Source organism: Bradyrhizobium sp. CCGUVB4N (genome assembly GCF_024199945.1).
Classification (GTDB): Bacteria; Pseudomonadota; Alphaproteobacteria; order Rhizobiales; family Xanthobacteraceae; genus Bradyrhizobium.
Genome location: NZ_JANADP010000001.1, coordinates 7,464,948 through 7,481,620, shown reverse-complemented (window position 1 = coordinate 7,481,620; position 16,673 = coordinate 7,464,948). Strand labels below are relative to the sequence as shown.

The 16,673-nt window shown below is 64.0% G+C and carries 15 protein-coding genes and 1 tRNA gene; 8 read left to right on the top strand and 8 right to left on the bottom strand.

Going from position 1 to position 16,673, the window contains the following annotated elements; translation table 11 throughout:
- Window positions 1–3: 3 nt before the first annotated feature.
- From fliF to NLM31_RS34710, 4 genes are all read right to left on the bottom strand, one after another.
- On the bottom strand, window positions 4–1,629 hold the full coding sequence (gene fliF, locus NLM31_RS34725) for a flagellar basal-body MS-ring/collar protein FliF (protein WP_254133767.1): 1,626 nt from the start codon (window positions 1,627–1,629) through the stop codon (window positions 4–6).
- A gap of 188 nt (window positions 1,630–1,817) precedes the next feature.
- Window positions 1,818–2,093, bottom strand: coding sequence for a DUF1153 domain-containing protein (locus tag NLM31_RS34720; protein WP_002714638.1), 276 nt, complete (start codon window positions 2,091–2,093; stop codon window positions 1,818–1,820).
- A 394-nt stretch (window positions 2,094–2,487) separates the two neighbouring features.
- A complete protein-coding gene (locus NLM31_RS34715; protein WP_254133766.1) occupies window positions 2,488–3,207 on the bottom strand; it encodes a flagellar hook assembly protein FlgD in 720 nt (239 codons plus the stop codon).
- Window positions 3,208–3,220: 13 nt separating this feature from the next.
- On the bottom strand, window positions 3,221–4,849 hold the full coding sequence (locus NLM31_RS34710; protein WP_254195181.1) for a flagellar hook-length control protein FliK: 1,629 nt from the start codon (window positions 4,847–4,849) through the stop codon (window positions 3,221–3,223).
- A gap of 358 nt (window positions 4,850–5,207) precedes the next feature.
- Here NLM31_RS34710 and mnmA point away from each other — a divergent pair, with 358 nt between their 5' ends.
- The 8 genes from mnmA to NLM31_RS34675 all read left to right on the top strand — a co-directional run bounded on the left by mnmA (window position 5,208) and on the right by NLM31_RS34675 (window position 10,960).
- Complete coding sequence (gene mnmA, locus NLM31_RS34705) at window positions 5,208–6,392, top strand: tRNA 2-thiouridine(34) synthase MnmA (RefSeq protein WP_254133764.1); 1,185 nt, start codon at window positions 5,208–5,210, stop codon at window positions 6,390–6,392.
- Between the two features lie 80 nt (window positions 6,393–6,472).
- On the top strand, window positions 6,473–7,111 hold the full coding sequence (locus NLM31_RS34700) for a class I SAM-dependent methyltransferase (protein ID WP_254195180.1): 639 nt from the start codon (window positions 6,473–6,475) through the stop codon (window positions 7,109–7,111).
- A 46-nt stretch (window positions 7,112–7,157) separates the two neighbouring features.
- The gene (locus NLM31_RS34695) at window positions 7,158–7,520 is read left to right on the top strand and encodes a hypothetical protein (RefSeq protein WP_254133762.1); all 363 of its coding nucleotides are present in this window, start codon (window positions 7,158–7,160) and stop codon (window positions 7,518–7,520) included.
- Between the two features lie 221 nt (window positions 7,521–7,741).
- Window positions 7,742–7,818: transfer RNA gene (locus NLM31_RS34690), tRNA-Met, on the top strand.
- Between the two features lie 494 nt (window positions 7,819–8,312).
- Window positions 8,313–8,582 (top strand): hypothetical protein, encoded by a 270-nt coding sequence (locus tag NLM31_RS34685; protein ID WP_254195179.1) that lies wholly within the window; start codon window positions 8,313–8,315, stop codon window positions 8,580–8,582.
- Between the two features lie 159 nt (window positions 8,583–8,741).
- Window positions 8,742–9,008, top strand: a complete 267-nt coding sequence (locus tag NLM31_RS43485; protein WP_375167516.1) for a PilZ domain-containing protein — start codon at window positions 8,742–8,744, stop codon at window positions 9,006–9,008.
- Between the two features lie 372 nt (window positions 9,009–9,380).
- Complete coding sequence (locus NLM31_RS34680; protein ID WP_254195178.1) at window positions 9,381–9,965, top strand: hypothetical protein; 585 nt, start codon at window positions 9,381–9,383, stop codon at window positions 9,963–9,965.
- Window positions 9,966–10,177: 212 nt separating this feature from the next.
- A complete protein-coding gene (locus NLM31_RS34675) occupies window positions 10,178–10,960 on the top strand; it encodes a response regulator transcription factor (RefSeq protein ID WP_254195177.1) in 783 nt (260 codons plus the stop codon).
- A 73-nt stretch (window positions 10,961–11,033) separates the two neighbouring features.
- Here NLM31_RS34675 and NLM31_RS34670 read toward each other — a convergent pair whose 3' ends face one another.
- The 4 genes from NLM31_RS34670 to NLM31_RS34655 form a co-directional block, all read right to left on the bottom strand.
- Complete coding sequence (locus NLM31_RS34670; protein ID WP_254195176.1) at window positions 11,034–12,386, bottom strand: HlyD family type I secretion periplasmic adaptor subunit; 1,353 nt, start codon at window positions 12,384–12,386, stop codon at window positions 11,034–11,036.
- A gap of 116 nt (window positions 12,387–12,502) precedes the next feature.
- Window positions 12,503–14,239 carry a type I secretion system permease/ATPase gene (locus NLM31_RS34665; protein ID WP_254195175.1) on the bottom strand — a complete coding sequence of 579 codons (1,737 nt, stop codon included), beginning with the start codon at window positions 14,237–14,239 and terminating at the stop codon, window positions 12,503–12,505.
- Between the two features lie 141 nt (window positions 14,240–14,380).
- Window positions 14,381–14,839, bottom strand: coding sequence for a hypothetical protein (locus tag NLM31_RS34660; protein WP_254133756.1), 459 nt, complete (start codon window positions 14,837–14,839; stop codon window positions 14,381–14,383).
- 264 nt (window positions 14,840–15,103) lie between these two features.
- Window positions 15,104–16,516 (bottom strand): hypothetical protein, encoded by a 1,413-nt coding sequence (locus NLM31_RS34655; protein ID WP_254195174.1) that lies wholly within the window; start codon window positions 16,514–16,516, stop codon window positions 15,104–15,106.
- Window positions 16,517–16,673: the final 157 nt, after the last annotated feature.

Sequence of the window (16,673 nt, the reverse complement as noted above, 5' to 3'; positions counted from 1 at the left end):
CGATCATTTCGTGGGTTCGGTCAGCCATTGACGGATGATGGCGACGGTTTCGTTGGGATTGCGCTCGGCGAGCTCGCCGACGCGATGAACGGACTGGGCGTGGACCTGGCCCTGGATGGTGGCGACGTCGATGGCGCTGGCGGCGCCGCCCGGGATCAGGGCCTGGCCGCCGGAGCCTGCCGCCGCGGTCGCGCCCTCTTCGGACGCTGCGGGGCCGGTGAGGACGCCGGAGATGGCGGCGGCGACTTCGTCGGAGGCGAGGATGCGCTTCACCAGCGGACGGATCACCATGAACATCACGACCAGGCCGAGCAGCATCATCACGCCGAGCTCGACGAAGTACATGACGTCGTCCTTGGTGAACTGCAGCATGCCGAGGAAGCCGGAGGGCTCGGTGATCGGGGCGGTGGAGGGCGCGTCGGCAAAGCGCAGATTGACGACCTCGACCTGGTCGCCGCGCTTCTGGTCGAAGCCGATCGCCGAGCGCACCAGGGTGGCGATGCGGTCGAGCTGCTCCTTGCTGCGGTCGGTGTAGGCGAGCTCGCCCTTGTCGTTCTTGGCGTAGATGCCGTCGACCAGCACCGCGACCGAGATGCGGTTGACCCGGCCGGCCTCGGTCACTTCGGTCTTGGTGGTGCGGGAGATCTCGTAATTGTTGGTCTCTTCGGTCTTCTTGCTTTGATCCTTCGCCGCCGGGCCGCTGTTCTGCTGCTGGCCGGGGAGCTCGTTGTTGACCGTGACCTGGCCGTTATTGTCGGCGGTCATGCTCTGCTCTTCGCGGGTCTGGCTCGAGCGCAGCACGCGGCCTTCGGGATCGAACTTGTCCGAGGTCTGGGTGATCTTGTTGAAGTCGAAATCGGCTGAGAGCTGGACGCGGGCGCGGCCCGAACCGACCACCGAGGAGACGATGTCCTCGACCTGCTTGCGCATCCGCTTCTCGAAGGCGGTGCGGCGCTCGTCGCCGAGCGCCTGCTCCGGATCGGTGGCGGCACCGTCGGCGAGCAGCTGGCCGGCTTCGTCGACGATCGAGACCCGTTGCGGCTTCAATCCGTTGACGGCGGACGCGACGAGGTGGCGGATCGCGCGGATCTGCTGGGCTTCGAGCGAGCCGCGGACCCGGACCACGATCGAGGCCGACGGCTCCGGCGCCTCGCGCGCGAACAGCGGACGCTCGGGCAGCACGAGGTGGACGCGGGCGGCCTGAATCCGGTCGATGGCGCGGATGGTACGGGCGAGCTCGCCCTCCAGCGCGCGCAAGTGATTGATATTCTGGACGAAAGAGGTGGTGCCGAGTGCGTCCGATTTGTCGAACACTTCGTAGCCGATGCCGCCGCCCTTGGGCAGGCCGCCCTCGGCGAGCTTCATGCGGAGCCGGGTGACCTTGTCCTTGGGCACCATGATGATGGTGCCTTCATTGCGCAGCTCGAACTGGATGCCCTGGCGTTCCAGGTCCTTGATAATGCTGGAAGAATCTTCAACCGAGAGGTCGGTGAACAGGGTCGTCATCTGGGGCGTGGTGACGCGCATGATGACGAAGGCAAAGAAGCCGATGAGCGCGGCGGTGACCGCGATCATCGCCCCGAAGCGGGCGGCGCCGATACCTTTTAAGAAGTCCGCAAGACCTTGCAAGCAACCGCCCCGAAGCTTCGACCCGCAACTGAGCGGTCGAGTGGGCAATTATTGCCTAGGTGATGGTTTCGATATGGTTAACGAAGGTTAAGAGCTCGGACAAAAGTAGCGCCAAAACGAAACATTAAAAAAATCGGCCTCGCAGAGCGGGGCCGATTTTCATCAAAAGCAGCAGATTTCCGGATCGCTTACTGGCGATATTGCTGAATGCGGGTGGTGCGAAGACCCGCCAGACCATGCTGGTCGATGGAAAACTGCCAGGAGAGGAATTCGTCGACCGTCAGGGTGTACCGGCTGCAGGCTTCCTCGAGCGAGAGAAGTCCGCCGCGCACAGCAGCGACGACTTCGGCCTTGCGGCGGATGACCCAGCGTTTGGTGCCGGGTGCGGGCAGATCTGCGATCGTCAGCGGACTGCCGTCCGGCCCGATGACGTATTTTACCCTCGGGCGATGGGGTTCTGTCATGGCGTACTCACAAACTCTCAACCACTGAACTCACTTCACAACCCTACGCACGCGGGCTTAAAAATCCGCTAAGCCTAAGGCTTCAATACAATTCTCCTTGAAACTTGCGGGAACACGACCGGCCCGGCGGGCTGAAAGCGCGATTTCAGCGGGCGGAGCGGGGGTCTTCGTAAATACTTTACTAACGAACGAGGCCCGCAGTGATGCTTGCCGGGGCCTTTGAATGTCGTCCCGGCGAACGCCGGGACCCATATCGCGTGATCTATCGATGACACGCAGGTGGCAGTACCAAGACAGAATTCCTAACCACCGGTCTTCGCCAAACTGCTCCCTGTGGCTATGGATCCCGGCTTTCGCCGGGATGACACCGTATGCGTAGCGTCAGCGCGCCGCCTTAGCTGCCGGAGCTGCTGCTGCTCGCCACCACGCTCTTCACCTGGCTCAGCGTGTAGCTGTTGCCGTCGATGGTGAGCAGCGGCGGCGACTGGGTCAGGTCGACGGAGCTCACCGTGCCCTGCACCTGCGCGGCGACGCCGACATTGTTGCCCGCGGCGTCCTTGCCGGTCGCCGTGATCGTGTATTTGCCGTCGGGCCATTGCGTGCCGTCATTGCCCTGGCCGTTCCAGGTGAAGGGAATGTCGCTGCCGGCGCCGGCGGTGTATTGGCCGCTGAACACGGTCTGTCCGGTGGAATTGGCGATAGAGATATTGACCGTCGCGCTGGAGGGCACGTTGAGGTGCCAGGTCGCCGACGACTGCGACATGGTCGCGGTGGTGCCGTCGACCACGGCGGTCTTGCCGACGTAATCCAGCGCCTGGGTCGCCTGCGTGGTCTGCTGCAGGGTGACGAGCTGCGACAGCGAGTCGTTGGTCTTGAGCTGTTGCTCGACGCCGGCGAACTGCACCAGCTGCTGGGTGAACTGGTTGGTGTCGAGCGGATCGAGCGGGTTCTGGTTCTGCAGCTGCGTGGTCAGCAGCGTCAAAAAGGTCTGGAAGTTGCCGGCGAGCGTCGCGCCCGTGGACGAGCCCAGGCTCGAGCTCGACGAGGACGATGACGACGTCTGCGTGGTGCCGGAGACGACTGACGGCGCGGTGGCGGCATTCGTGGTGGTCATTGGCGAATACTCCTCACACTCTGATATCGACGCCGCTGCTCGATCCGAGCATGCGGCCATAGCTGCGGCTGACGGGGGCGCTCGCGGCCTGGTCATCCTCGCTGATGATCAGGCGGCGGGAATTGCTGCCATTGTCGTTGTTCTGGCCGGAGTTCTGTCCCGATGAATTCTGGTCGCGCAGGCTGAAGGAGAGTCCGTTGCCGCCGGTCTTGAGGCCGGCATCGTCGAGCGCGCGCTGCAATTGCGGTGCGTCCTGACGCAGCATCTGCAGCGTCTCCGGCTTTTCGACGGTGAGATGCGAGGTGACCTGGCCGTTGCGGTCGACATTGATTCGGACGTCGATGCGGCCGAGATCGCCCGGATCGAGGCTGATGTCGAAGCGCGTCTTGCCGGCGCGCGCGGCGGCCGCGATCTCGACCGGAATGCCGCTGATCGGCACCGCGGTCGGATTAGCTGCGGTCGCGGTCAGCGTTGCGGTGGAGGCGGTGGCCGCGGACGTCGTATTGGTCAGCGGCACCTGCACGGCGTTGGCCGCTTGCGTGCTGGCGTCGGTTGTCGCGCTAGCTGCGGCTTGCGTGTCGGCATGCGCGTGCGTGGTCGGCGCGGCTGGCGTCGCATCGGCGGTGCGATTGGCAGCGTCAGCCTTCGCATCGGCGGCAGCCGCGTCAGCTTGCGGCTTGGCGGCCTGCGGATGCGCGGCGGCGTTGGCCGTCGTCGCGGTCGCGGGATTTTGTGCGGTGGCCGCGGTCTGCGCGGTCTTGCCCGCGTCCTGGCCGATGTTGGAGACGTCGGTCTGGCCCTGCGCGGTCGCGGCGGCCTTGAACGAGGTCTTTGGCGTGCCCGGATCGACGGCGATCACCTGCGCGGCGTTCGCGGTGACATCGGTTGCGGTCGCATCCGTGGTCGCCGCGTCGGCCACCGCGACCTTCGCGTCGGTGGTCTTGGCATCGCCGGTCTTCGCGGTCTTGCCGGTCGCGTCGGTCTTGGCGCCGGCGATCTGCGCTGCGGTCGAGGCGCTGGCGGCGATGCCGGCGGCTGCGATCGTCAGCGGCGAGGAGGCGGTGTTGGCGGCCTGGTTGGCCGCCGCGTTCGGATCGACCGGCACCACGGGCGCGGCGACGGGGACGGCGGTCGGATCGGGCGTCGCTACCGGCGCTGCGGCGGCTTGTGCCGCGGCAGAGGCGTCGACTGCGGCGGCGAGGCCGTCGGTGGTGGCGTCGGTCTTGTCGCTTTTGCCGTCCTTGGAGTCCTGCGACTTGTCGCTCGCCTTGGTGGAAGAGGTGTCGCTCTTGTCCTTGGTCTTGTCGGGAGCCTTGGTCGGATCGGTCGTCGTGTCGCTCGCCGCCTGCGTCGAGGAATCCGTGCTGTCGCTCGCCTTGCTCTGCGAGGACTGATCGGTCGAGGACGAGTCGCGCGTGCTGCGGTCGGACGAGGAGGACGACGACGACGAGTCGGTCCGCCGCGGCCCGGTGTCCTGGCTCGAGGACGAGGCGCTGTTGCTGATGGCCTGGGTGTTGCTGTCGACCAGCGACCCGAAGGAGTCGCTCGGCGTGGTGTCCTTGGTGCTCTGCGACCGGGCAGGCTTTTGTTGCGCGCTGGAGACCTGCGCGCTTGCCGCTACGTCTGACGTGACACCAACCACAGGCGACCCCTTGAAAACATCTTCGGACCAGGAGGTCAGCAAGGAGCGGGCCAATCCCTTGAATTGCCGTTTTATCTATTGATATCAATATCTTGTCGAATCGGGGTGGCCGCAGCCGGCTCCCCGAAAACCCCGTCATTTCTGCCGCCCCGGCAAGAATTGCCCTAAGCTTGCGGCGGCCGCGATTGCTTCACCGGAATGCCGCCTATATTAAAGGGTGCTCTCAGCCGCTTTCGACCGGGCCAGCCAGTGCCCTTCGGGAACCCAGGTTCCCGGGGACCGCCGGTGTCCCGGTCCAAGAGACCGGGACACCGCATCAGCAATCGCGGATCGCCGCCGTTACAATCGCTTAAGGCCCATGCTCAACAGTCTGGATCTCGAAGGCCGTCCTGAGGACACCAGGGTCGTCGTTGCCATGTCGGGCGGCGTCGATTCCTCGACGACGGCTGCGCTGTTGAAGGCCGAGGGCTACGACGTCGTCGGCATCACGCTGCAGCTCTACGATCATGGCGCGGCGACCCACCGCAAGGGCGCCTGCTGCGCCGGCCAGGACATCCACGACGCCCGTGACGTCGCGGCCAAGCTTGGCATTCCCCATTACGTGCTCGACTACGAGGACCGCTTCCGCGAGTCCGTCATCGACAATTTCGCCGACAGCTACGCGCTCGGCGAGACGCCGGTGCCGTGCATCGAGTGCAACCGCTCCGTCAAATTCCGCGACCTGCTGAAGACCGCGCGCGAGCTCGGCGCGCAGGCGCTCGCCACCGGCCACTACGTCGCCTCGCGCCGTCGCGACGACGGTTCGCGTGCGCTGGTCTGCGCGGCCGACAGCGACCGCGATCAGAGCTATTTCCTGTTCGCGACCACGCAGTCACAGCTCGACTTCCTGCGCTTCCCGCTCGGCGACATGACCAAGCCCGAGACGCGCGAGCTTGCGCGCCGCTTTGGTCTCTCCGTCGCCGACAAGCACGACAGCCAGGACATCTGCTTCGTGCCGACGGGCCGCTACACCGACATCATCACCCGGCTGCGTCCGAATGCGATGGACCCCGGCGACATCGTCGATCTCGATGGCCGCGTGCTCGGCCAGCATCACGGCATCGCCAATTTCACCATCGGCCAGCGCCGCGGCCTTGGCATCGCGGCCGCCGCGCCACTGTATGTGGTGCGGCTCGAGGCCGCCAACCGCCGCGTCGTCGTCGGCCCGCGCGATGCGCTGAAGATGCACCGCATCACCTTGCGCGACGTCAACTGGATCGGCGGCGGCGACATCGACCGCGCGATCGGTTCTGGCCTCGAGCTGTTCGTCCGCGTGCGCTCGACCCGCGCGCCGCAGCCGGCTTGGCTGCGCGGCGCGAACGGCCATTACGAGGTCGAGCTCGTCGCCGGCGAAGAGGGCGTCTCGCCGGGACAAGCCTGCGTGTTCTACGACGCGCCCGGTGGGCAGGCACGCGTGCTCGGCGGCGGCTTCATCCAGAGCGCCGCGGCGAAGGCAGCGACGAGCAGCACGGCGAGGCCGCTCGCTGAGGCGGTTCGCGGCTAAGCGCATGATCCGGAAAAGTGTGAAGCGGTTTTCCGACCAGATCATGCGCAAGACAAAAAGCTAATACCGGGGCAGGGGGCATGGCAGCAGATATCTCGCGGGCCGGGGTCGAGAAGGCCTATGGCCGCTGGGCGCCGGTCTACGATCTCGTGTTCGGCAAGGTGTTCGATGCCGGCCGGCAGTCGACCATCGCCGAGGCCGATCGCATTGGCGGCCACATCCTCGACGTCGGTGTCGGCACCGGGCTTTCGCTCTCCGATTATTCGCGCACCACAAAAATCTGCGGCGTCGATATTTCCGAGCCGATGCTGCGCAAGGCGCAACAACGCGTGCGCGCGCTCCGCTTGAGCAACGTCGAAGTGCTCTCGGTGATGGATGCGAAGAACCTGGCGTTCCCCGACGCCGCCTTCGATGCGGTGGTCGCGCAATATGTCATCACCGCCGTGCCCGATCCCGAAGGCACGCTCGACGAATTCGTGCGCGTGCTCAAGCCCGGCGGCGAGCTGATCCTGGTCAACCACATCGGCGCCGAAAAAGGTTTTCGCAAACTCTCCGAGCTCGCGTTTGCGCCGCTCGCCCGCCGCCTCGGCTGGCGCCCGGAATTCCCGTGGCAGCGCCTGGTGAACTGGGCCTCGAAGCACGGCGGCGTCACGCTGGCCGAGCGCCGCCCGATGCCGCCGATGGGCCACTTTTCGCTGATCCGCTACCACAAATCGTAATGTTCAGAGGCTGGAACATCGGGGCCGACCCGGGCGTTTCCTCCTCATGCGCACGACATCAAACATCATCCTTGCGGGCCTCGTGATCGCAGCCTCTGGCGCCGCGATCGCGCAGGCCCCGCCCGCCCCGGCGACGCCGCCGCAAGCGACCGCGCCGCCATCCCCGACGCACACGGCGAACTGCGTGCCGCAGGACCGCCCGAATCGCGCCGCCGCGCCCGACGGCACCACCACCGGCCAGGCCCGGGAACCGCTCGGCGACAAGCTGGCGAAATCCGACGGCGTGCTCTGCCCGCCCTCCGGCGTCGACCCCGACATGCACGCCCCCGCACCGAGCACGGATGGGGCCATGCCCGTGATCCCGCCTCCCGGCAGCCCTGGCGGGGACCCAACGGTCCGGCCGAAATAGCGAATCTCGCTGCACCCTTCCTTCGCCTCTCCCCCGTCGGGGAGAGGCCGGAATCCGCGCCCAAGCGCGGATTCCGGGTGAGGGGACTCTCCGCGAGTCCACGCCGGAAGCGGTCGATTCCGGCGCCAAAATCAGGCGCACTTAGCTTGACTTCCCGCCGCCCCCTTCCTTATATGCCGCGCGTTCGCGAGATCGGCGGTATCAGCCGTTCGCGACCCTGTGGCGGGGTAGCTCAGCTGGTTAGAGCACGGGAATCATAATCCTGGGGTCGGGGGTTCGAGTCCCTCTCCCGCTACCAAACGCTTCCCCGCACGCCTTTGACGCGGTTGGGAAAAGCTCTTCCCCAGCAGAGCGTTTAACCGGCCTGCTATCTCCACGGTCACACCACCCAAGCGCCCGGAAGACGGTGACCGTCTCGACCAGATCTCTCATGGCTTCGGCGGCTTCGCCGTCGCGGCACTGACACCCTTTGCGAGGTCTCTTCAAGCCGGCCGAGTTGTGCCTCATATCGCTTGAGGATGGCCGGATGCGGCGCGACTTCCGTTGCGGTTGGAAATGCGGCGACGTCCCGCAGCAAGCGGGATGCTAACGCGTGGCAGGCAGTTCCGGAATTAACGCGCCGCGGGGACATCAAGCTTAATCCGCGACTTCGATTGCACCGGGGCGACAGTGCGATAGCGTCTCTGCACCGGACATTGCCCTTTGGTCCGGGTCCCCAGTGGCGAAGCCGTCGCGCCAATATACTCGGCGCGTCGGCTTCGTTTGGCTGTAGAACAGTGGCGCGAGCTTTATTTGATCAAGCAGTCAGACCGCGAGAACATCGATCTCATTGAGATGCGTCGGCAGCTCACGGCCCTACGCTCGCAACACTCGGACGATCTTCTCGTCGCATCGATATTGAACCGCTTCATCGTGAAGGTCGCATTCCTCTCGGAGCCGACAGACGCGAAGCATGAACAGCTTCTCCGGTCCGAATTTTTGGAAACGTTGGAGAAGGTGCAGGCGATCACCTCGCATAAGGCAACGGCGCAGGGTTCAGCGGTCACGAAGCCGGTGAAGTAACCGTAACGACCATATCTCATTGCGCTCCCTGAACGTGAAGCCGATGCTCGATGCAGTCGCGAAGTCGTCTTTGTTTCGCGTAACGACGCTTCGCGGCGAGGGGCGGCCGTTTTCTCGGGCGGCGACCCCGCCTTGCTACGAACCTTGAGGTGACCGAAAGTGTCTCTCGAATGGACGGGTATTGAACGGCGACGCGTCGCACGCAAGAGTCTCGAACAGATTGTTATGCTTTCTTTTCCAGACGAAGTGACGATCATGCCCTGCGAGATGTTGAACCTCTCCGTCCTCGGCGCCTGTGTGAGGACGAAAAATACCCCGATCCTATCGACCGACTTCCGATTGTCATTTGACGGCTTTCGAACATCGTTCGATTGTCGCTTGGTGTGGCGACAGGACGACCGCGCGGGCATCTCATTCGTGTCTTAGGGTCGCGTATCGAGCGGCGCGAACCCCGTCCAGAGGGCGCCGATGCTGTCACCGCTCAGTCGGCGATCTTGATTGCCCGGCGTCGACCGTGCGCCGCTGATTCAGCGGAGCGGCCGGTGAGACTGTAAGCGCGTTGCGGCAGGCCGTTTCTGGTGCGAAGCCGGTGCGGCGCTCCCAAATTGGCCGATCGGCCGTGATTGCTTTCACGGTTGGCCCTCTGCGTCATCTCGCCATGGGTCTGGAGCCCGAATCCGCCGATCCCGACCGCGCGCGCTTAATGGGCGTTTAACGCTTTTGCGCAACAGATAGATCACCAGCGCGGAATTAGTCCTAGTTACAAGTGCGAGCCGAGCTCCCGAGGAGGGGAATCGGATGGGACTGCTTTTTGTCGGAGTGCTGGCAGGAGTCCTGATCGGCTTTGGCTGGTTTGCGCCCTCCCGAGGGTATTTCCTCGGCTGCGCGTCACGCCCCTGTTTCGACAGGGTTGCAGTCGCCCAACCTGCGCAGCCAATGCCGCCGGCATTGGTGTCGAATCCTGCAATCGTCAAACCGAATCCCGAAGCTCCGGGAAGGTCCGGCAAGACATCATCTCTGAAGAAACGCGGATCGGCCGATCTGGCCAAAGCGGCGTCCCCGCGGACGAGGATCAGCGTCACGGCATCCAAACGGCCTGCGGAAGCATCAGATCCCGTCCTGGACAAGGCGAAGGTCGCCATTGCGACGAAGATGGAGGATCCAGGATCGGCCGAATTCACCGATATGAAGCACACCATGCGAAAGAACACGCTTGGACGCCCCGTGGATACGATTTGCGGGCGCGTGAAAGGAAGAACCGCGTCAGGCGGTGAGACCGGAGAGAGACCGTTTCTTTATCTCGTGAAGGAGGACGAAGCATATGTCGTCGACGGCAAGTCGGGGTCGGCGGCGTCAACGGCGTATCGAAATATCTGCAATTAGAGGACGCGTCGACTGCGTCATCGCGCAGTACGCACCCAAGTAATTTGAGCGGAAAGAATTTCCACCCAGGCGCCAGGTGATCCCACAGTGGATGCGGCACCAACGGCGGCACTGTGCCGCTCCCGTGATGATGCATTCAGGACGAATGCAGCGGCAAGGGACGCAATACGGAATGGGAATATCGCGGAAATTCTTTTCATCTCGAGGAAATCATGCACGACATAACCAATACCGCGAAGCGGCTGAATGACTCGCTCCACTTGCCTGTTCTGGTCATCATCGAGCCGCTCCTGTTGCCTCGCACATGCATTCTGAACGTCCTCAGGCGGGAACTGGACGAACTCGATATCCTCGACATGGCTTCGGTCCAGGGCCTTGATTGCACGTCGGCCCGCGATGTTCGTCTGGTGGTGCTGAGTATTGCGGACAAGCCCATCGATGATCCCTCGGTTGAGGACGATCTCGCCGTCGTCGTGGAGTGGTGTCCCGGCGCAGCAATTGCAGTCCTGTCGAACCATGATGACGAGCCGACAGTGCAGGCTGCGATGCAGCGGGGCGTGCGCGGCTTTCTTTCCACCTCGCTGCCGATCGAGATCGTCATAGCTGGACTGCGCCTTGTTCTCGTCGGCGGCGTCTACAGGCCGTTGCCCATGGCCGGGATGAACAGGATATCGGCTTTCGAGACCTCGGATGCGCGCGGGCTTGCGCCCGCATATCTGATGAACGAGGGAACCGGAGTGGCCATTGACAGAAGCCTGATCGGTCTCACGCCTCGTGAGCAACAGGTTCTGGCGGAAATGGAGCTCGGCCTGCCCAACAAGCTGATCGCCGCCAAACTGAACCTCTCGGAAAGCACAGTCAAAATGCACATCCAGCATATCATGAGGAAATGTGATGCGCACAATCGCACGGAAGCCGTCCTCCGCTGGCGCGGCCGGTTGCCCGCGCGGGGGCGCGATCACGACCCCGGCGCAGCTCCAATGCAGGAGACCTAGAGAGGAGACCTAGCGAGGAGACCTGGGGCCTGCCCCGGAACGCGATGACGATTCATCCCACGCGCATCGCGCTTTAGTCCTCTCTGAATGCACCACGGAAGCTGTCGAGCAGGGGCCTGAGCGCGTAGAGGGCCACGGTACCGCGCCCTGTCGTGATGTACACTTGAACCGGCATGCCGGGAACGATCTGGATGTCGTTTGCGGCGATCTGCGCGTCGTCGATCCGGATCCTGGTCGCGTAGTATGGCTGGTCGGTACGCTTGTCGAGGAGCCGATCTGCGGATACCTGCACGACGTTTCCCTTCAGGCGAGGTACGCGACGCTGATTGTACGGGACGAGGTGAACCTCGGCATTGAGGCCGGGATGGACCACATCGATGTCCTCGGGCCTTAGGCGCGCAGTTACGATGAGGCGGTCTTGCCGCGGCACCAGGTCCATGAGCGGAGCACCCGCTCCGATGACGCCGCCGGCCGTATGAATCCGCAGATCGGTAATCACGCCGTCCTCGGGCGCCTTGACCTCTGTTCGCGATAGCTGATCCCTGGCCGCAAGCAACCGCTCGCGGAGCTGGAATATCTGGTTCTGTGCTTCACGAAGCGACTGTGCGATCTCGTTTTGCCTCTCGCTCTCGAGCTTGAACAATGTGGCCTGCTGTTCGCTGATGACCTGGCCGGCGCGGGAAATCTGCGCGGCGATCTCGCCGCGGCGGCCCTCAACGTCGGCCAGCTCCCGCTGCAGGTTCAGAAGCCGCGGCCGCCGTTCGAGCCCCTTGTTGACGAGGGTCGCGACCATATCCAGTTCCTCCCGGACGATGTCGACCCGCTGCCCGGTGGCGCTCTCCTGAGCCTTGAGGCCTTCGATCTCCTTCTCGACCTGACGCCTTCGTTCGCGAACGACCGCAAGCTGCGACTCGTGAACCTGCAGGCGTGTCTGAAAGATGAATTGCTGCGCCGACACCGCAGCGGCGGCCATTCCGTTCTGCTTGCTGTCCTGTTCCAGCGCGTCCGGAATTGCGATCCGCTCAAATCTCTGCTGCTCGGCCTGAAGCCGTGCGGCACGTGCAGCTGCATCCCACAACTGGCCTTGAAGGCTTTGCGCCTCCGAGGCGGCCCGGGTGTCGTCCAGCGCGATCAGCGTTTGTCCGCTTCGCACGATATCGCCATCCGAAACCAGGATCTTCCTGACGATACCGCCCTCCAGATGCTGAATCGTCTTGCGGCTCGATTCCGATTCCACGACGCCGGACGCGATCGCGGCGCTCTCGAGGGGCGCGAGGCTCGCCCATGTACCGAGCCCCAGCATGAAGCAGAGTACCAGCAGATTGCCCGCGAGGGTGATACCGCGAAGCCTTCCACGTGGAGAGGTCGGCGTCGGCGTCGAGCACCATGGAAACTCCAGAGGCTCGAAATCGTCGATCGCGGTCACCACGACGCCAGATCGTCGGGCGGGCGGGGGGCTCGCCGGCGCTCGCACGAGCTGGTCCCAAATCATGGGAAGTCTCGAGACGACGGGAAGCAACCGGATGGTGAGAGCGTTCCGGATCATGGCGCAATCTGCGAGGTAACCTGGGGGCGGCTCAGGTGCCGTTCAAAGATCTCCTCGCTGTCGCCGAACGCGGCGACCGCCCCGTCTTCCATGATGGCAATCTTGTCCGTGGCGGCGAGGAGACCCATCCTGTGCGTGACGACGACGAGGATGACGCCTGCGAGCTTCATGCGCTCGATGGCATCCAGGAGCATTCGCTCGCCCCCGTAGTCGAGGCTGGCGTTAGGTTCGTCGAGAACGACGAGGCGTGGACTGCCGAAGAAAGCGCGGGCAAGACCAAGGCGCTGCCGATACCCGCGTGAGAAGGCTGTTTCACTGTGAATCACCGTGTCGTAGCCCAGCGGCAGGCGCATGATTGCGCCATGGATTCCGACGAGCTTGGCCGCTTCGACGACCTTCCGCCGGTCGGCATCTTCAAGGCGTGCGATGATGTCGTTGATGGTGTCGCCGAGCAGGTTGATGTCCTGAGGGAGATATCCGAGGCGGTCGCCGCTTTGGCCCTCGCGAAGCAGCGAGACGACGGTATCGTCGAGGAGGACACGGCCATATGTTGGCATCGACAGCCCGGCGATCACCTGGCCGAGCAAGGATTTGCCTGACCCGGACGGACCGATAATGCCGAGGCATTCTCCGGGCATGAGGCTGAACGAGACGCCGTTCAGCAGAAGATGGTCCGTGCCCGCCAGCCTCACGCTGACATTGTCGACGACGAGGCCGCTTTGCGCCTGCGGCGGAGAAACCTCCGCGCTCTGCTGCCTGGCGGCGGGGAATGCGGCGAGAAGTGCGCCGAGTCGCTGACAGGCGCTCATGGCCGCCACGAGTGATTTCCAGCCTGCGACGGCACTTTCGACCGGGGCGAGCGCCCGGCTGAACATCAGCGTCGAAGCAAAGATGATTGCCGGACTCTTTCCGTGATCGAGGACGAGCCACGCGGCAGCCCCCATGATCAAAACCTGCGACAGCGCGCGGACCGGCTTGGTGGCCAGCATGACCATCTCGCCGAGCCGGAGTGCCACATCGTGCTCTCTGCGCGCGTGCTGCGCGTCACGGTGGATCATGCGTGCGGCGCTATCGAACATTCCCATGGCGCGGATCATGTGGATGTTGCCCGCGGCAGTCTGGAGGCGGCCGCAGCTTCGGGACAGCGCGGCGCCGGATCTGAGCAGAACATCTTCCGTGACCAGCTCTCCGGTGATCGTGAGCGCGAACAGGAGGGCGACGCAGCAGGCGCCCGCCAGGCCAAGCAGGGGATGGATCAGAAAGAGGACGAGGAGGAACAAGGGCGCCCAGAGCGCGTCGAACAGCAACGTACATGCGCCGGACTCGACGAACTGGCGCAGCACGGTGAGATCACGATATGCGCCGGACGCTTGCGTCCAATCGCTGCGAAACGCCGATTCGAGGCCGGCCGAAAGCACGCAAGGACGGAGGCGATCGTCGAGCCATGCGCCAAGGCGTCCAAGCATGGCGCGCCGCAATGCATCGAACACGCCGCCGACGACCACCGTGGTCGCGACGATGAGCGTGAGCAGGAGCAACGTGTCGCCGCTGCGACTCGACAACACCCGGTCATAGATCTGGAGAAGATAGATGGAGGGCGCGAACAGAAGCAGGTTGTAGCTGCAGCTATACGCGAATACGAGACCGAGCGGTCCCACGCAGGACCGGAGGGCTGCGTGCAGTGGCGTCCGGATCTGCGGCAGGATAGGCAACCGAATGGGCGGCATCAGCATGATCGTCACCGCCTGAAATCGAGGTCTGACGCACTTGACCGATGGCTAACGTCATCTGCCGGCGATATCGGCAGGGTATTGGCTTGAACGTCAGGACCGGTGACGGCGGCCACCGGTCCTGCCAGTCGGACGAGCCGGTGATCAGAACGTATCGAGATGGAAGTCCACCTCTCCGCCCAACGCGGCGTTGCCGTCCCCGCCATTGCCGCCGATGCCGGCCACGACGTCCTGGTGCTGGTCCACCGAGACCTTGTTGATCTGGCTCGCGTCCGTATTGGCGTAGACCTTGGAGGTGTCGTAACCGCTGTAGGATTTCTGGCTTCCGTTCGACTCGGCGTCGCCGCCATGGGCCTTCGAAAACACCGAGGCCTTCGCGTTGGCACCGCCGGCATCCCAATCTGCCGTCTGCTTGACGTTGTCGCCGGTGTTCACATGCACGTCGGCACCGACCGCCTTGTTGGTCGGATCAAAGTTGAGGGTCGGCTTGCTGATGATAGCTCCCTTGAAGGTGCCGTCGCCGCCATTTCCGACACTTTGACCGCCGGTGCTGATCGATTTGAATTCGATCGAGTCCGAGATGTGGATCGCTTTGGGCATCATGTGTGCCTCCCTCGCTCTGTTGGCTTTCGCGCATCATCCGTCCCGATCAGGCGGACGCGCGCGGCAAGTCTGATCCGCCCACGCGCGACGGCGATAGATGTCAAATCGGACACCATCCGGCTTGGTCGACCTACGTACAAAAGTATGACATTCGTCGCGCAACACCGGAGCTCGATACGTCCGAGGGGGCCGCACGGCGAGCTTGCATGCGCGGAGCGTCGACGCGGTCCGCGATCGAGCTTGTGCGAGCGGCGCAACGTGTCGCTATCCCAGCAGGTGAAGATCTGACAGAAGATGGGCGGAAAGATCGCCACCCAGTGCGAGATTGCCGTGGCCGCCGTCCCCGCCAAGTCCGGCGATCTGCACCGCACTCTGGTCAATGTGCACGTTGTTGACCTGATCGGCTACGGCCGTCGAATGCGAACCCGCGATTGCGATATTGATGGGTGCATAGATCGCGACGCTGACGTCGATCAGGCTGCCGGCAAAATAGCCGTTGCCGCCATTGCCTGCGCCATTCGAACCGGTCGCGATCGCGTCGGAGCCGCCCCACAGGCCGTGGGAGAGAAGGCTTGCATGGCCGCCCGCGGCGGCATTGCCGTTGCCGCCGTACCCGCCGATGCCGGCGATCTGAACCGTGGATTGATCCACGTAGGCGTCATTTGTCTGGACCGAATGAGCGTTCGAGCCGTAGCCCGCGACTGCGATGTTGATCGGGTCGTACAGTACGAAGGACGTATGGACGAGGCCGCCGTAGAAGGCGCCGTCGCCGCCATTGCCGACCTGGCTCCCGCCCGTTTGAACGTCCGAGACGCCGCCTGCGTTGCTTGATCCCCAACTTGGGTCGAGCGTGACGACACTGCCGCCGGCGCTGACATTGTCATTTCCGCCGTTTCCGCCGACGCCCGCGATCTGGGTGGCCGATTGATCGATCTCGACCGTGTTCGATTGACTTGCCTGCGCAGTGCCGCCCGAGCCCGCCACCGCAATATTGATCGGATGATAGATCACCACGGGAGCGTCCACGATCGCGCCCGAGAAATAGCCGCTGCCGCCGTTTCCGGCGCTGTTGTCACCACTCGCGATCATGCCGGCGTCCAAGGACGTGCTGACGCTCGCTCCCGAAGCGATGTTGTCATTGCCGCCATGGCCGCCGACGCCGGCCATCTGAAAAGCGGATTGATCGACATTCAAATTGTTGGACTGGCTGGCCAGGGCGACCGAGCCGTATCCCAGGCTCACCGAGATGTTGACCGGTTCATAGATCAACAGGGACGCGTGAATGATACCTCCGTAGAAGTGGCCATCCCCGCCGTTCCCGGCCAAGTTTGCCCCACTCTCGACCGAAGCAATGGCCATCCCGGGATCGGATGCGCCGGCAGCAGGCTTCGTGGAGGAAACATCCGGGCCCGCCGCAGCGTGGTTGCCGGGGTGGCCGATCGTGCCGATCGCCGATGCGAGATGTTCGGATTGAACCGGGTCGGAGTCATGATGCTGGCTATTCGCGCTCGCGGGGCGCGCTCCAGGATCTGTAAACGGGCCGGGACCGCGGATCAGCGCGTCAGCCACGAACGGGGCACTCGGCGCAGGGCCCGGTTCGTCCTCGCCATCATACCCATCGTTGTGATGAGAGGCGTGATGCAGCCGGATTCCATCCGACATCCGCGAAAGATCCATCGTAGCCTCCCTCATCGCGATCGCTCCGCGTGATCGGACGGGTTCTGCACTCCGGACAGAATGTCATCCTGGAAAGGTCGAATGCCCAGTCGTCAGTTCGGATATGGCGCTTCGTCTGGCAGACGTAACATCGGCTACATCCGTTCGGATGCGGTTA

Coding starts and splice junctions, on each gene's coding strand:
- NLM31_RS34720 (WP_002714638.1), bottom strand. CDS start 2,093: ATGACAGAACCCCATCGCCCGAGGGTAAAATACGTCATCGGGCCGGAC.
- NLM31_RS34715 (WP_254133766.1), bottom strand. CDS start 3,207: ATGACCACCACGAATGCCGCCACCGCGCCGTCAGTCGTCTCCGGCACC.
- mnmA (WP_254133764.1), top strand. CDS start 5,208: ATGCTCAACAGTCTGGATCTCGAAGGCCGTCCTGAGGACACCAGGGTC.
- NLM31_RS34700 (WP_254195180.1), top strand. CDS start 6,473: ATGGCAGCAGATATCTCGCGGGCCGGGGTCGAGAAGGCCTATGGCCGC.
- NLM31_RS34695 (WP_254133762.1), top strand. CDS start 7,158: ATGCGCACGACATCAAACATCATCCTTGCGGGCCTCGTGATCGCAGCC.
- NLM31_RS34680 (WP_254195178.1), top strand. CDS start 9,381: ATGGGACTGCTTTTTGTCGGAGTGCTGGCAGGAGTCCTGATCGGCTTT.
- NLM31_RS34675 (WP_254195177.1), top strand. CDS start 10,178: ATGCACGACATAACCAATACCGCGAAGCGGCTGAATGACTCGCTCCAC.
- NLM31_RS34665 (WP_254195175.1), bottom strand. CDS start 14,239: ATGCTGATGCCGCCCATTCGGTTGCCTATCCTGCCGCAGATCCGGACG.
- NLM31_RS34660 (WP_254133756.1), bottom strand. CDS start 14,839: ATGATGCCCAAAGCGATCCACATCTCGGACTCGATCGAATTCAAATCG.
- NLM31_RS34655 (WP_254195174.1), bottom strand. CDS start 16,516: ATGGATCTTTCGCGGATGTCGGATGGAATCCGGCTGCATCACGCCTCT.